Source organism: Pantoea sp. 1.19, assembly GCF_001922585.1.
GTDB lineage: Bacteria > Pseudomonadota > Gammaproteobacteria > Enterobacterales > Enterobacteriaceae > 1-19.
This window is the reverse complement of record NZ_MRBS01000007.1, coordinates 117,550-132,213: the sequence shown is the minus strand read 5'-3', so window position 1 is coordinate 132,213 and position 14,664 is coordinate 117,550. Positions and strand designations below refer to the sequence as shown.

Sequence of the window (14,664 nt, the reverse complement as noted above, 5' to 3'; positions counted from 1 at the left end):
CGCTCCCGTACAATTCGCCTCTTTGATCACGAGGATGTCCGATGGATCCCCGCTTTATTCAGGCGCACCGCGAAGCCCGCTGGTCACTGGGGCTGGCCGTCGCTTATCTGCTGCTCTGGGCGCTCGCCGCCTGGCTGGGTACCGATACCCCGGGCATAACCGGCCTGCCGCACTGGTTTGAGATGGCCTGCCTGCTGGTACCGCTGCTGTTTATCGGCCTGTGTGCGCTGATGGTCCGCCGGATCTTCCAGGCGATGTCGCTGGAGGATCCGCCGCAGTGAGTGCACAACTGGCCATTATTCTGCCGCTGCTCGGCTATCTGCTGCTGGTCGCCGGGCTGTCGCTGTATGCCATGCGCCAGCGGCGCGTCGGCAACTTTCTTAGCGAATACTTCCTCGGCAGTCGCTCGATGGGCGGCTTCGTGCTGGCGATGACGCTGACCACCACCTACATCAGCGCCAGCTCGTTCATTGGCGGCCCCGGCGCGGCCTATAAATATGGCCTCGGCTGGGTGTTGCTGGCGATGATTCAGGTGCCGGCGGTGTGGCTGTCGCTCGGCCTGCTGGGAAAAAAATTCGCCATTCTCGCCCGCCGCTATCAGGCGGTTACCCTTAACGATATGCTCTACGCCCGCTACGGCAGCGCACTGCTGGTCTGGCTGGCCAGCCTCAGCCTGCTGGTCGCCTTTATCGGCGCAATGACCGTACAGTTTATCGGCGGCGCCCGCCTGCTGGAAACCGCCGCGGGCATCCCGTATGACACCGGACTGCTTATTTTTGGCGCCACGATCGCGCTCTATACCGCCTTCGGCGGCTTTCGCGCCAGCGTGCTGAACGATGCGATGCAGGGGCTGGTGATGCTGGCGGGTACCTTTTTGCTGCTGTTCGCGGTGATCCATGCGGCCGGGGGAATGCACAGTGCGGTCGCCAGGCTGGAGGCTATCGATCCACGCCTGCTGAGCGTCTCCGGCGTGGACGGCATCATTACCCCGACCTTTCTGGCTTCGTTTTCCGTGCTGGTCTGCTTTGGCGTAGTAGGGCTGCCGCACACCGCGGTGCGCTGTATCTCCTACAAAGACAGCAAGGCGGTCCACCGTGGTATCCTGATCGGCACCGTGGTCGTCACGGTGCTGATGCTGGGGATGCATCTGGCCGGCGTGCTGGGACGCGCGGTGTTGCCGGACCTGGCGGTACCTGATCAGGTGATCCCTTCACTGATGATCACCGTGCTGCCCCCTTTTGCCGCCGGGATCTTCCTCGCGGCGCCCATGGCCGCCATCATGTCGACCATCAATGCCCAACTGCTGCAGTCGTCCGCCACGCTGGTAAAAGATCTCTACCTGCGCGTTCGCCCGCAGCAGATCCACAACGAGCGCCGGTTAAAACGCCTCTCCGGGCTGGTCACCCTGCTGCTCGGCCTGCTGCTGCTGCTGGCGGCGTGGCGACCGCCGGAGATGATTATCTGGCTTAATCTGCTGGCGTTTGGTGGCCTGGAAGCAGTGTTCCTGTGGCCGCTGCTGCTCGGACTCTACTGGCAGCAGGCCAATGCGCACGGCGCGCTCAGCGCCATGGTGATCGGCGCCGGCGTCTATACCTCGCTTGCGGCCCTCGGTTTACAGCCGTGGGGCTTTCATCCGATTGTACCGGCGCTGGCGCTCAGCCTGCTGGCCTTTATAATCGGCAACCCGTTTGGTCAACCGACCGACCGCGCGGCGGCCGGAACGGTGAAATAAAGAGACTCGCTATGCCCTGGATTCAACTGAAGATTAATACCACCGGCGCCCTCGCCGAAGCGCTGGGTGATGCGCTGATGGCGTGCGACGCCGTCTCCGTCACCTTCGAAGATACCCACGATACGCCGGTATTTGAGCCGCTGCCGGGCGAAACGCGCCTGTGGGGCGACACCGACGTGATCGGCCTGTTTGATGCGGAAACCGACATGGCGGCCGTGGTGGCGATGCTGGCCGGGCAGCCAATACCGGGACCGGATTTCCACCACAAAATTGAGCAGCTGGAAGACAAAGACTGGGAGCGCGAGTGGATGGCCAACTTCCACCCGATGCGCTTTGGGGAGCGGCTGTGGATCTGTCCGAGCTGGCGCGACGTACCGGACCCGGAGGCGGTTAACGTGATGCTCGACCCCGGTCTGGCGTTTGGCACCGGTACACACCCGACCACCGCGCTGTGCCTTGCCTGGCTCGACGGGCTGGATTTACAGGGTAAGACGGTGATCGATTTTGGCTGCGGGTCCGGCATTCTGGCCATCGCCGCGCTGAAGCTGGGCGCCGCGCAGGCGATCGGCATTGATATCGATCCGCAGGCGATTCAGGCCAGCCGCGACAACGCCACCCGTAACGGTGTCGCCGACCGCCTGACGCTGTTTCTGCCGCATCAGCAGCCGGAAGGGCTGCAGGCCGATGTGGTGGTGGCTAACATCCTCGCCGGCCCGCTGCGGGAACTGGCGCCGCTGATTAGCGTATTGCCGAAGGCCGGCGGTCATTTGGGCCTCTCCGGCGTGCTGGAGAGTCAGGCGGAGGGCGTATGCGAAGCCTATGGCAACGACTTTGCGCTGGATCCGGTCGCGGTGAAAGAGGAGTGGGTGCGCATCACCGGCGTGAAGCGGGCCTGATCGCGCCGCGCCGGCGGCTAAACTGGCGAAAATCTCACCCGTTTAGCCGCCACAAAGGACGTCACATGTAGCGCCGAAAGCGCCTTGTGACGTTTTTTATAGTGTTAACTGGCTCACATTAAAGAAAAATTTTTGCTCAACCGCTGGGTATTTTTTTTCAACCCACTGTAATAAAAGAAGAAAAAATATCTCTGTACTGATTATCGCCGATCGCGGCGTGCTTTTACCGCGGATTGTTCAAAGTTTGGCCTTTCATCTTCGGTAAAAAATGCGTAATATACGCCGCCTTGCAGACAGAGTATGGCCATCCCAACTTCATGCGTATTGGACACCACCAGCTAAAAAATCGACTGATTGCAGCCCCCATGGCCGGTATTACCGACAGGCCTTTTCGGGCGTTGTGTCATGAGATGGGCGCTGGCATGGCGGTCTCGGAGATGCTGTCGTCGAACCCGGAAGTGTGGGCCAGCGACAAATCCCGCCTGCGCATGGTGCACAGTGATGAGCCAGGCATTCGCGCCGTGCAGATTGCCGGTTGCGATCCCGATGATATGGCCCAGGCCGCCCGGGTTAATGTTGAGGCAGGTGCACAGCTGATCGACATTAATATGGGGTGTCCGGCGAAAAAAGTGAATCGGAAGATGGCAGGCTCGGCGCTGCTGCAGTACCCGGAGCTGGTGCAATCCATCCTCTCTGCGGTAGTGAATGCAGTGGACGTGCCGGTCACGCTGAAGATTCGCACAGGCTGGGATCCAGAACATCGGAACTGTGTCGAGATTGCCCAATTGGCTGAACGCAGTGGTATTCAGGCCCTGACGATACATGGACGCACGCGCGCCTGTTTGTTCAACGGGGAAGCCGAGTACGACAGCATTCGGACAGTTAAGCAGAGTGTTTCCATTCCGGTTATCGCGAATGGCGACATAACTGACCCGCACAAAGCCAGAGCAGTGCTTGACTATACGGGGGCCGATGCCCTGATGATAGGCCGCGCTGCTCAGGGAAGACCGTGGATCTTCCGGGAAATCCAGCATTATCTGGACACCGGGGAGCTGCTTGCCCCGCTGCCGCTGGCAGAGGTCAAGCGCTTGCTAGTCTCGCACATACGTGAGTTGCACGACTTTTATGGTCCAGGCAAAGGATACCGTATTGCGCGAAAGCACGTCTCCTGGTATCTCCAGGAGCACGCCCCGAACGACCAGTTTCGGCGCACATTCAACGCCATTGAGGATGCCAGCGAACAGCTGGAGGCGTTGGAGGCATACTTCGAAAATCTTGCGTAAACGAAATAAAGAGCTGACAGAACTATGTTCGAACAACGCGTAAATTCTGACGTACTAACCGTTTCCACCGTAAACTCACAGGATCAGGTGACTCAAAAGCCGCTTCGTGATTCGGTCAAACAGGCACTGAAGAACTATTTTGCTCAACTGAACGGTCAGGATGTTAACGACCTGTATGAGCTGGTACTGGCTGAAGTTGAACAGCCACTGTTGGACATGGTGATGCAGTATACCCGTGGCAACCAGACCCGTGCGGCCCTGATGATGGGCATCAACCGCGGTACTCTGCGTAAAAAACTGAAAAAATACGGCATGAACTAAGCGTTCATGCTGACGTAATAAAGCGCTTTTGCTCTCACCGGCAAGGCGCTTTTTTTTTATCCGGTTCGGTAATACCGAATAAAGGTCATGCTATGATTCGTAAATATACCTGGATTGTCGCGTTGGTGATTGCGGCTTTGCTGATGGATATCGGCATTATGTATCTGATTGAAATATTGACTAATGACTCAGAAAAATGCCGCAATATGGCCTCGCATAACCCACTTGATTTGGTAGACTGCGCTCATATTCGTCAACGGGAGCTGATGTAATTATTTTTTCTGCACCGCTCTGATCACGGTACGGCGCTTTCCCGCCAGCTGTACCGTAAAAGACACTACAGATTATTCTCATGTTAATAGTGACATCAGCAATAATTTCCCCCACAACTTCTTTTTATTTCAATAGGATGCATCTTTCCTCACTTTACGAAAAAACTGATAATCCAAATGCACCAATTGTGATCGCCCCGTCTTTTTTTGCTTCTTCATAGTGCGTCATATTAACGAAACTTTCAGCCTGCCTCAGAGTATTAATAATCCTTTCCAATGAATTCGTGGTTTTGCAACGTTGGCATCGCCCTTGCAAAGTCGTGAATGGCTGATCGCCACAGACAGGTAAAACGCATCGCGATATGCGCTAATGAAAATAATGCACACACGCCACACAGGATGCTTTATGAATAAAATGATGCTCTCCACCCTGGTCGCTGCTGCCGGCCTGTTTACGGTTGCCCATCAGGCTCATGCCGGTGCGACGCTGGATGCCATTAAAAAGAAAGGGTTTGTGCAGTGCGGGATTAGTGATGGCTTACCCGGTTTCTCCTACGCCGACGCCAGCGGCTCGTTTACCGGGCTGGACGTCGACATTTGCCGGGCCACCGCCGCGGCGATCTTTGGCGACGCCAACAAAGTGAAATATACCCCGCTCACCGCGAAAGAGCGTTTCACCGCGCTGCAGTCCGGTGAGGTCGATATTCTGTCGCGCAACACCACCTGGACTTCGGCGCGCGACGGCGGCATGGGCTTTATGTTTGCCGGCGTTAACTACTACGACGGTATTGGCTTTCTGACCCATAAAAAGGCCGGGCTCTCCAGCGCCAAAGAGCTGGACGGCGCCACCGTCTGTATTCAGGCCGGCACCGACACCGAGCTGAACGTCGCGGACTACTTTAAAGCCAATAAGATGCAGTACACTCCGGTCACCTTTGATCGCTCGGATGAATCCGCCAAAGCGCTGGACAGCGGTCGCTGCGACACCCTCGCCTCCGACCAGTCGCAGCTGTATGCGCTGCGCATCAAGCTGGGTAAACCGGATGAATTTATCGTGCTGCCCGAAGTGATTTCGAAAGAGCCGCTGGGCCCGCTGGTGCGCCGCGGTGATGATGACTGGTTCACTATCGTGAAGTGGTCGTTTAACGCCATGCTCAACGCAGAGGAGATGGGCATCAACTCGAAAAACGTTGAGCAGATGGCCGCTAAACCTGCCACGCCGGATATGGCACACCTGCTCGGCTCTGAGGGGGATTTCGGCAAAGATCTGAAGCTCGACAATAAGTGGGCTTTTAACATTATCAAGCAGGTCGGGAACTATCAGGAGAGCTTTGATCGCAACGTCGGCAAAGACAGCGCACTGAAGATTGCCCGCGGTCAGAATGCCCTGTGGAAAGACGGCGGTATTCAGTACGCCCCACCGGTGCGCTGATCCCCTGCCCCCCGGGCGCGATCCGCGATCGCGCCCGCTCCCGGACTCTCCGTTGCTGAGGTGTGACTATGTCTCAACGCCCAACCGTGAAAAAGGATGTCTCCTTTGCCAATCCAGCGGTGCGCGCATGGGTCTATCAGATAGCCGCGATCCTCGCCGTGCTGGCGGTGGCCGGCTATTTGATGCACAACACGATAGTTAATTTAGCCAACCGCGGGATTACCTCTGGCTTTGGCTTTCTGGAACGCAGTGCCGGTTTCGGCATCGTGCAGCACCTGATTGATTACACCGAAGGGGACACCTATGCCCGCGTCTTTCTGGTGGGGTTGACCAACACCCTGCTGGTCTCAGCGCTCTGTATTGTTTTGGCCTCCGTGCTCGGCGTGATCATTGGTCTGGCGCGCCTGTCAGACAACTGGCTGCTGCGCAACATCGCCAACATCTGGGTCGAGACCTTCCGCAACATCCCACCGCTGCTGCAGATCTTCTTCTGGTACTTCGCAGTGCTGCGCAACCTGCCGGGTCCGCGCCAGGCGCTGAGCGCGTTTGATCTGAGCTTTATCAGTAACCGCGGCCTCTACATTCCCGCCCCGCTGTGGGCGGCGGGTACCCTGCCGCTGCTGCTGGCGTTGGCGCTGGCCATCGGCGGTAGCATCGGGCTGGCGCGCTATCACCGCAACCGCCAGGTGAAAACCGGGCAGTTCCGCCGCAGCTGGCCGTGGGCGCTGCTGATGCTGATCGGCTTTCCGCTGCTGGCACAGCTGCTGTTTGGCGCCGGTCTGCACTGGGACATCCCGCAGCTGCGCGGTTTTAATTTCCGCGGCGGTCTGGTGCTGATTCCGGAGCTGGCAGCATTGACCCTGGCGCTGTCTATCTATACCTCGGCGTTTATCGCGGAAGTGATCCGCTCGGGTATTCAGTCGGTGCCGCTGGGCCAACACGAGGCGGCGCGATCGCTGGGTCTGCCCCATCCGGTCACCCTGCGTCAGGTGATTATTCCGCAGGCGATGCGGGTAATCATTCCGCCCCTGACCAGCCAGTACCTGAATATCGTCAAAAACTCGTCGCTGGCCGCGGCGATCGGCTACCCCGATATGGTGTCGCTGTTCGCCGGTACGGTACTCAACCAGACCGGCCAGGCGATTGAAACCATCGCCATTACCATGGGCGTCTATCTGCTAATCAGCCTGAGCATTTCGCTGCTGATGAACCTGTACAACCGAAAAATCGCGCTGGTCGAGCGGTAACCGGAGAAAAATCATGACCATCACCTCCCATGACGCACCGCCGATTCCCTCTACGCCGCTGGGTAAGGGAGCCGCCTGGGCACGCAAAAATCTGTTCTCCAGCTGGAGCAACTCGCTGCTGACGCTGGGCTGCCTGTGGCTGATGTGGACGCTGATCCCCCCGGCGGTAAACTGGCTGATTGTGCAGGCCAACTGGGTAGGGACTACCCGCGCTGACTGCACTAAAGAGGGCGCCTGCTGGGTGTTTATTCACGCCCGGTTTGGCCAGTTTATGTATGGCCTCTATCCGCACGAACAGCGCTGGCGGATTAATCTGGCGCTGGCGATTACCCTGCTGAGCCTGCTACCGCTGTTTTTCCGTGCAATGCCGCGCCGCGGTCGCTACATCGCCTGTTGGGCGCTGGCCTGTCCGCTGCTGGTATGGCTGCTACTGTACGGGGGCTATCTGGGACTGGAGCGGGTAGAAACCCGCCAGTGGGGCGGCCTGACGCTGACGCTGATCATCGCCGCGGTGGGCATCGCCGGGGCCCTGCCGCTGGGGATCCTGTTGGCGCTGGGGCGGCGCTCCAGCCTGCCCATCGTGCGCTCATTGTGCGTGATATTTATCGAATTCTGGCGCGGCGTGCCGCTGATAACCGTGCTGTTTATGGCCTCGGTAATGCTGCCGCTGTTTATGGCCGAGGGCACCAGCATTGACAAGCTGGTGCGCGCGCTGGTCGGAGTGATTTTGTTCCAGTCGGCCTACGTGGCCGAAGTGGTACGCGGCGGCCTGCAGGCGCTGCCCAAAGGGCAGTATGAGGCGGCGCAGTCGCTGGCGCTGGGCTACTGGAAAACCCAGCTGCTGGTGATTCTGCCGCAGGCGCTGAAGCTGACCATCCCCGGACTGGTTAACACCATCATCGCGCTGTTTAAAGACACCAGCCTGGTGATCATTATTGGCCTGTTCGATCTGTTTAGCAGCGTGCAGCAGGCGACCGTTGATCCCGCCTGGCTGGGCATGTCGACCGAAGGCTATGTCTTTGCCGCACTGGTTTACTGGATATTCTGTTTTAGCCTGTCGCGCTATAGCCAGCATCTGGAGAAGCGTTTTCACACCGGGCGTACGCCGCACTGAGGATGATCATGACCAAGACAATACCACGACATGCCGCCGACGCGATGATGATCACACTGGAAAACGTCAACAAGTGGTACGGGCAATTTCACGTGCTGAAGAACATTAATTTGCAGGTCAAACCGCGCGAGCGCATCGTGCTGTGCGGCCCTTCAGGATCCGGAAAATCAACCACCATTCGCTGCATTAACCACCTGGAGGAGCACCAGCAGGGGCGGATTGTGGTCGACGGCATCCCCCTCAATCACGACGTGCGCAATATTGAGCGGGTGCGTACCGAGGTGGGGATGGTGTTTCAGCACTTTAACCTGTTCCCGCACCTGACCGTGCTGCAGAACTGCACGCTGGCGCCGATGTGGGTGCGCAAGACCGCCAGAAAAGAGGCGGAAGATCTGGCGATGCACTACCTGCAGCGCGTGCGCATCGCCGAGCACGCGCACAAGTTTCCCGGTCAGCTCTCCGGCGGTCAGCAGCAGCGGGTGGCGATTGCCCGCTCGCTGTGCATGAAGCCGAAAATCATGCTGTTTGATGAGCCCACGTCCGCGCTGGATCCGGAGATGGTGAAAGAGGTGCTGGATACGATGATTGGCCTGGCCGAGGATGGCATGACCATGCTCTGCGTGACTCACGAAATGGGCTTTGCCCGCACCGTGGCGGATCGGGTGATTTTTATGGATCGCGGAGAAATCGTCGAGGAAGCACCGCCGCAGGCGTTCTTTGCCCATCCGCAGTCTGCACGCACCCGCGCATTTCTGTCGCAGGTGATTCACTGAGTTGGCGGCGCGCGCTGGCGCGCGCCGCCAACTCAGCACAGCTCGAGATGGACCTCGTGCTGTTCGATCACTTTCATCACCGATGCCGGCGGCAGCGCGTCGGTAAACAGGTAGTCCACCAGACGCATGCTGCCGAGATTGACCATCGCGTTACGGCCAAATTTCGAGTGGTCACACACCAGCATCACGCTGCGCGAGTTCTCAATGATTGCCCGCTTGGTGCGCACTTCGTGGTAGTCAAACTCCAGCAGTGAGCCGTCGAGATCGATACCGCTGATGCCGAGGATGCCGTAGTCGAGGCGGAACTGAGAGATAAAATCCAGCGTCGCCTCTCCCATGATGCCGCCATCCCGCGTGCGCACTTCTCCCCCGGCGAGAATCAGCCGGAAGTCAGGCTTCGACATCAGCAGCGTCGCGACATTCAGGTTATTGGTCACCACCCGCAGGTTACTGTGATTCATCAGCGCATGCGCCACCGCTTCGGGCGTGGTACCGATATCGATAAACAGCGTAGCCCCGTCGGGGATCTGACTGGCCACCCGCTGGGCAATGCGCGCTTTCTCCACCGACCACATCATTTTGCGATCCTGCCAGGCGGTATTTTCCGAACTGGAGGGCAGCGCCGCGCCGCCGTGGTGGCGGTGGATCTTATTCTGCTCGGCCAGATCGTTCAGATCGCGGCGGATGGTTTGCGGGCTGACGGCAAAATGCTCCACCAGCTCTTCGGTACTGACGTAGCCTTGCCGACGCACCAGGTCGATAATGGCGTCGTGCCGTTGCGTTTGTTTCACCTGTTTCTCCTGTCAGACAGCCGCGTGGTATCCGCCAGCGCCATGGCCAGCCCTACCAGCAGCCCGGTAAGGTGCGCCGCGTTGGCAATCGACAGGCCAAACATGCCCAGCCAGCCAATCACCAGCCACACAAGGGCAAAGGCCATCAGCCCCCGCTCCAGAAAAACGCCGCTGTGCGGATCGCGCTCGCCGCGCAGCCAGCAGTAGCCCATCAGCGCATATACCACGCCGGACAATCCGCCAAAGCTGATGCCGCTGAATTTGGCCTGCATCCAGCCGCTGAGCAGCGCAGAAATCAGCGCGATCACCAGCAGCTTACCGCTACCGAGCCGCTTCTCCACCGCGCCGCCGAGATACCACCACCACAGCAGGTTGAACAAAATATGCAGCAGGGAAAAATGCAGCAGCGCCGGCGTAAACCAGCGCCAGACCTCCATGTACTGTGCGGGATCGGCCGGCCACGCCAGCCACATCATCACCGCGCCATCCCCGGCCACCTGCTGCCAGATAAATACCAGCACGCAGGCCGCGATCACGCTGACGGTCAGTCCGCCGGCGCGGGCCCGCAGATTCGCGAGGATCGACGCCGAACCGGCATACTGCAGGCCGCTGCGGGTCGTACCCGATTGCCAGCTGGCCGCCTGATAGCGGGGGTGATCCGGGTTGGCCACAAAAAGCTGTAGCTCCTGTTCAACGCGCGACTGCTGACTGACGTCATCCAGCCACAATGATACCCTGCTCGCTTCCGCCTGCAGGCGCAGGCGTATCCCCTGCGTCGCCATATAATCGACAAACGCCTGGGCCAGGCGAGGGTGGGAGAATTCGGTTATGCGCATCGGGTCATCCTGTTTCAGGTGAGCAAAAGCGAAGAGCAAGCCCTTCGCCCATTCTCAGGAGGCATCCGCCTCTACCAACTGCGGCCAGGCCGCGCGCCAGGCATCAAAGCCGCCGTCAATGCTGTAGACCGCCTCGAAGCCCTGCTGTAGCAGGTACTGAGCCGCGCCTTTGCTGCTGTTACCGTGATAGCACATCACCAGCACCGGCGTATCAAAGTCGGCTTCGGACATAAAGGCATTCAGCGTGCCGTTAGTCAGGTGAAACGCGCCGCAGGCATGACCCTGCTCAAAACTTTGCGGATCGCGAATATCCACCAGTCGCGCCTGCTTTTCATTCAGCAGCCGCTGGGCCTGCTGTACATCAATACACTCAAACTGTTCCATGACGCTCCCCGGAAAACACTATCGCTCAGGCACCGGGCCTGAAAATCGCCGGTATTGTACCCCGTTCGCGCCGAACAATAACCTGAAAGAATGTAAGGCATATTGGTTACTCATCGCAATTCTGTTATCTGCATCACGCAAAGTTGTTTTTGTTGTGTTACTGCTGGCGGAAATGTTGCTTTGTGATTACAATCATGAGCGAAAACGAACATTATTGAACTATTCCGAACATCGGAGGAGACAACGTGGAAACCAAAGATCTGATCGTAATCGGCGGTGGCATTAACGGCGCAGGCATCGCGGCCGACGCCGCGGGTCGTGGGCTGTCGGTGCTGATGCTGGAGGCACAGGATCTGGCCTGCGCAACCTCCTCCGCCAGCTCGAAACTGATCCACGGCGGCCTGCGCTACCTTGAGCACTACGAGTTTCGTCTGGTGGGAGAGGCGCTGGCCGAGCGTGAAGTGTTATTAAAAATGGCGCCGCATATCGCCTTTCCCATGCGCTTTCGCCTGCCACACCGCCCGCACCTGCGTCCGGCATGGATGATCCGCGCCGGACTGTTCCTCTATGACCACCTCGGCAAACGCACCAGCCTGCCGGCCAGTAAGGGCTTGCGTTTTGGCGCGGACTCGGTATTAAAACCTGAAATTGTGCGCGGTTTCGAATATTCCGACTGCTGGGTCGATGACGCACGCCTGGTTGTGCTGAATGCCCAGGAAGTGGTCAAACAGGGCGGCGAAGTACGCACCCGCACCAAAGTCACCCGCGCCTGGCGCGAAGACGGGCTGTGGATGGTGGAAGCGCAGGACGTCGACAGCGGCGACACCACCACCTGGCGTGCCAAAGGGCTGGTCAACGCCGCCGGACCGTGGGTTAAGCAGTTCTTCGACGACGGGCTGCAGCTGAAATCTCCGTACGGTATTCGCCTGATCAAAGGCAGCCATATCGTGGTGCCGCGCGCGCACCCTGAAAAACAGGCCTACATCCTGCAAAATGAAGACAACCGCATCGTCTTTGTTATCCCGTGGATGGATGAGTTTTCCATCATTGGCACCACCGACGTGGAGTACAACGGCGATCCGAAAGCGGTACACATTGACGACAATGAGACCGACTATCTGCTGAAGGTCTACAATGCGCACTTTAAAAAGACGCTGAGCCGCGACGATATCGTCTGGACCTACTCCGGCGTGCGCCCGCTGTGCGATGACGAATCCGACTCGCCGCAGGCTATCACCCGCGATTACACGCTGGATGTGCATGACGATAATGGCCAGGCTCCGCTGCTGTCGGTGTTTGGCGGTAAGCTAACCACCTACCGCAAACTGGCTGAGCACGCGATGGAGAAGCTGAGCAAATACTATCCCCACGCCAAAGGCGCGTGGACCCGTAATGCGGTGCTGAGCGGCGGTCAGATTGGCGGCAGCAGCGAAGATTACGCCGCGCATCTGCGTCGCCAGTATCGCTTTATCAGCGAAGGGATGGCGCGCCACTATGCTCGCACCTACGGCAGCAACAGCGAGCAGATTCTGCAGGGTGCCACGTCACTGGACGATCTCGGCGAGTGTTTTGGCCACCACTTTTACGAGGCAGAACTGCGTTACCTGGTGGAGCATGAGTGGGTGCGTGAATGCGACGATGCTATCTGGCGCCGGACCAAGCTCGGTATGTGGCTGGATCAGCCGCAGCAGCAGCGCGTTGCCAGCTGGCTGGCTAAACACGCGAAAAAACCGGCGCTGTCGCTGGCCTCCTGATAGGCTCACCGTCGCAGAAATGATAACAGGGCGCCCCGCGGGGCGCCCTGTTGCGTTACTCCTCTTTCTCTATCAGTAACGCTTCCAGTAAATCGAGATCGTGCAGCAAACGCTGGGTGGTCTCGTTGCTGATTGCCTTGGTGGCCCGCAGGTGGTACACCTCGGCCCGCTCCGCGCGCAGCGCATTGAGGCGGAAGCGACGCTCCAGATCTTCCGCCACCAGCGCGCGTTCCATATCCTCTTTGCCATCTACCCGGCGGCGCAGATTGCCAATCACCCGCGAACTGACCTCTTTTAGCATCTCCGGATCGAGGTTCTCCTCCGTATCCTTCATCAGCCGCTCTTCCATCTTGTACAGGCTCTCAATCGCCACGCCCGCCATCACCACTCTCGCCTGCTGGATCTCCCGACGATGTCCCCCCTTGTCTACGCCGTCAAATCCACGCAGCAGCAGCGGCAGCAATATCACGCCCACAAACAGTGAAAACAGAATCACGCCGGTAGCGAGAAATACCAGCTCATAGCGCGCCGGGAAAGGGTCACCGTTGGGTAAAAACAGCGGAATAGAGAGGACACCGGCCAGAGTAATCGCGCCGCGTACGCCGGCAAAAGAGGCGATGAACAGCTCGCGGGTTGAATAGCCGCTGAACTCCATCGGACGCTTTTTCAGCAGGCGCAGGCTGATATTTTTCATCCCCCACAGCCAGCCAAAGCGGACAATCAGCAGCGCAGCGTAAATCAACACGACGTCGGCAAACAGCATCCACAGCTCAACGTTCGGATCGGCATTCGCCTGCGTCACGGAAATTTCCATGATGCCCGGCAGCTGCAGGCCCAGCATCAGGAACACCATGCCGTTGAAAATAAACTCCAGCATCTGCCAGACGCTGTTGGCGCGCAGCCGCATGGCCAGCGGCGCCTGACGAATGATGCCGGAGCGGGTAATGGTCATCCCGGCGGCCACCGCCGCCAGAATACCGGACACGCCAATATGCTCAGCAATCAGATAGGAGGCGAAGGGCAGCAGCAGCAGCAGCACGGTTTGGGTGGCCGGATCGTCACCGCTCAGGCGGCTGAATAGCCGCAGCGAACGGCCATACAGCCAGCAAATCGCAATCCCGGCCAGCAGCCCGCCGATCGCCACTTTCGCAAACTCAAGCGATGCCCCACTGACGGTAAACACCATCGTGCCCATCGCCACGGCGATGGCAAACTTCAGCGACACCAGGCCGGAAGCGTCGTTCATCAGCGCCTCCCCCTGCAAAATCGACATGATTTTTTTCGGGATGCGCCCTTCACCCACGATGCCCGACAGCGCCACGGCGTCGGTCGGTGACAGAACGGCCGCCAGCGCAAAGGCCGGAATCAGCGGGATTCCCGGCACCAGCCAGTAAATCAGGTAGCCTATCCCCACCACGGTGATCAGCACCAGCACCAGCGCCAGGCCAATGATCTCCCGACCGTGATTGAGAAACTCACTGGTTGGCGTTTTCCAGCCGTCGGCGAACAGCAGCGGCGGAATAAACAGCACTAAAAACAGCTCCGGATCAAAGTCGACGTGCAGGCCAAAAGTGGGCCAGGCCAGCAGCGCGCCCAGTGCAATCTGTACCAGCGGCAGGGGAATTTGAAACGGGATGAGCCGCGCGAGGACGCCGGAGAGCGACACCACCAGCGTCAGAATTAAGATCGTAAAGAAGATTTCCATGCGTTCCCTGAAGGCCCTTTCCAATAGTGACAGGTTAATCAAGCGGATCGCGGTGCGCGCCGCAGCGCGCAGGCGAACGTCATGCAGACCCTGAATAGTAAAACAGAAAAAAGCGGGGGGACGA

General features: G+C 58.9%; 15 protein-coding genes. 11 read left to right on the top strand and 4 right to left on the bottom strand.

Going from position 1 to position 14,664, the window contains the following annotated elements; genetic code table 11:
* Positions 1–41 precede the first annotated feature (41 nt).
* The 10 genes from BS626_RS13610 (at position 42) to BS626_RS13565 (ending at position 9,070) form a co-directional block, all read left to right on the top strand.
* Entirely contained in the window at positions 42–281 is a 240-nt protein-coding gene (locus BS626_RS13610; protein WP_075182936.1) for a DUF997 family protein, read from the top strand.
* Entirely contained in the window at positions 278–1,732 is a 1,455-nt protein-coding gene (gene panF, locus BS626_RS13605) for a sodium/pantothenate symporter (protein WP_075182935.1), read from the top strand. The genes BS626_RS13610 and panF overlap by 4 nt, the downstream gene beginning before the upstream one ends.
* Before the next feature lie 11 nt (positions 1,733–1,743).
* Positions 1,744–2,628 (top strand): 50S ribosomal protein L11 methyltransferase, encoded by an 885-nt coding sequence (gene prmA, locus BS626_RS13600; RefSeq protein ID WP_075182934.1) that lies wholly within the window; start codon positions 1,744–1,746, stop codon positions 2,626–2,628.
* A gap of 317 nt (positions 2,629–2,945) precedes the next feature.
* Entirely contained in the window at positions 2,946–3,911 is a 966-nt protein-coding gene (gene dusB, locus BS626_RS13595; protein ID WP_075182933.1) for a tRNA dihydrouridine synthase DusB, read from the top strand.
* Positions 3,912–3,935: 24 nt separating this feature from the next.
* On the top strand, positions 3,936–4,232 hold the full coding sequence (gene fis, locus BS626_RS13590; RefSeq protein ID WP_000462905.1) for a DNA-binding transcriptional regulator Fis: 297 nt from the start codon (positions 3,936–3,938) through the stop codon (positions 4,230–4,232).
* 92 nt (positions 4,233–4,324) lie between these two features.
* On the top strand, positions 4,325–4,504 hold the full coding sequence (locus tag BS626_RS13585; RefSeq protein ID WP_075182932.1) for a DUF2556 family protein: 180 nt from the start codon (positions 4,325–4,327) through the stop codon (positions 4,502–4,504).
* A 406-nt stretch (positions 4,505–4,910) separates the two neighbouring features.
* Positions 4,911–5,936, top strand: coding sequence for an amino acid ABC transporter substrate-binding protein (locus BS626_RS13580; protein WP_075182931.1), 1,026 nt, complete (start codon positions 4,911–4,913; stop codon positions 5,934–5,936).
* A 68-nt stretch (positions 5,937–6,004) separates the two neighbouring features.
* The gene (locus BS626_RS13575; RefSeq protein WP_075182930.1) at positions 6,005–7,183 is read left to right on the top strand and encodes an amino acid ABC transporter permease; all 1,179 of its coding nucleotides are present in this window, start codon (positions 6,005–6,007) and stop codon (positions 7,181–7,183) included.
* Positions 7,184–7,196: 13 nt separating this feature from the next.
* A complete protein-coding gene (locus tag BS626_RS13570; RefSeq protein WP_075182929.1) occupies positions 7,197–8,297 on the top strand; it encodes an amino acid ABC transporter permease in 1,101 nt (366 codons plus the stop codon).
* Positions 8,298–8,305: 8 nt separating this feature from the next.
* Positions 8,306–9,070, top strand: a complete 765-nt coding sequence (locus tag BS626_RS13565) for an amino acid ABC transporter ATP-binding protein (protein WP_075183035.1) — start codon at positions 8,306–8,308, stop codon at positions 9,068–9,070.
* A gap of 32 nt (positions 9,071–9,102) precedes the next feature.
* On the opposite strand, the gene BS626_RS13560 is transcribed toward BS626_RS13565, so the two are convergent.
* Genes BS626_RS13560 through glpE form a run of 3 tightly spaced genes read right to left on the bottom strand, consistent with a single transcriptional unit; the run spans position 9,103 to position 11,081 of the window.
* Positions 9,103–9,861, bottom strand: a complete 759-nt coding sequence (locus BS626_RS13560) for a DeoR/GlpR family transcriptional regulator (protein ID WP_075182928.1) — start codon at positions 9,859–9,861, stop codon at positions 9,103–9,105.
* Complete coding sequence (gene glpG, locus BS626_RS13555; RefSeq protein ID WP_075182927.1) at positions 9,858–10,697, bottom strand: rhomboid family intramembrane serine protease GlpG; 840 nt, start codon at positions 10,695–10,697, stop codon at positions 9,858–9,860. The genes BS626_RS13560 and glpG overlap by 4 nt, the downstream gene beginning before the upstream one ends.
* A 54-nt stretch (positions 10,698–10,751) precedes the next feature.
* Positions 10,752–11,081, bottom strand: a complete 330-nt coding sequence (gene glpE / locus BS626_RS13550; protein ID WP_075182926.1) for a thiosulfate sulfurtransferase GlpE — start codon at positions 11,079–11,081, stop codon at positions 10,752–10,754.
* 245 nt (positions 11,082–11,326) lie between these two features.
* Between glpE and glpD the strand changes: the two genes are divergently transcribed.
* Entirely contained in the window at positions 11,327–12,835 is a 1,509-nt protein-coding gene (gene glpD, locus BS626_RS13545; protein ID WP_075182925.1) for a glycerol-3-phosphate dehydrogenase, read from the top strand.
* A 55-nt stretch (positions 12,836–12,890) separates the two neighbouring features.
* Here the strand turns inward: glpD and BS626_RS13540 are convergent, their stop codons facing one another.
* Entirely contained in the window at positions 12,891–14,540 is a 1,650-nt protein-coding gene (locus BS626_RS13540; RefSeq protein ID WP_075182924.1) for a Na+/H+ antiporter, read from the bottom strand.
* Between the last annotated feature and the right edge of the window lie 124 nt (positions 14,541–14,664).

Coding starts and splice junctions, on each gene's coding strand:
- glpG (WP_075182927.1), bottom strand. CDS start 10,697: ATGCGCATAACCGAATTCTCCCACCCTCGCCTGGCCCAGGCGTTTGTC.
- BS626_RS13585 (WP_075182932.1), top strand. CDS start 4,325: ATGATTCGTAAATATACCTGGATTGTCGCGTTGGTGATTGCGGCTTTG.
- prmA (WP_075182934.1), top strand. CDS start 1,744: ATGCCCTGGATTCAACTGAAGATTAATACCACCGGCGCCCTCGCCGAA.
- BS626_RS13570 (WP_075182929.1), top strand. CDS start 7,197: ATGACCATCACCTCCCATGACGCACCGCCGATTCCCTCTACGCCGCTG.
- BS626_RS13540 (WP_075182924.1), bottom strand. CDS start 14,540: ATGGAAATCTTCTTTACGATCTTAATTCTGACGCTGGTGGTGTCGCTC.
- BS626_RS13580 (WP_075182931.1), top strand. CDS start 4,911: ATGAATAAAATGATGCTCTCCACCCTGGTCGCTGCTGCCGGCCTGTTT.
- BS626_RS13610 (WP_075182936.1), top strand. CDS start 42: ATGGATCCCCGCTTTATTCAGGCGCACCGCGAAGCCCGCTGGTCACTG.
- fis (WP_000462905.1), top strand. CDS start 3,936: ATGTTCGAACAACGCGTAAATTCTGACGTACTAACCGTTTCCACCGTA.
- BS626_RS13565 (WP_075183035.1), top strand. CDS start 8,306: ATGACCAAGACAATACCACGACATGCCGCCGACGCGATGATGATCACA.
- dusB (WP_075182933.1), top strand. CDS start 2,946: ATGCGTATTGGACACCACCAGCTAAAAAATCGACTGATTGCAGCCCCC.
- BS626_RS13575 (WP_075182930.1), top strand. CDS start 6,005: ATGTCTCAACGCCCAACCGTGAAAAAGGATGTCTCCTTTGCCAATCCA.
- glpE (WP_075182926.1), bottom strand. CDS start 11,081: ATGGAACAGTTTGAGTGTATTGATGTACAGCAGGCCCAGCGGCTGCTG.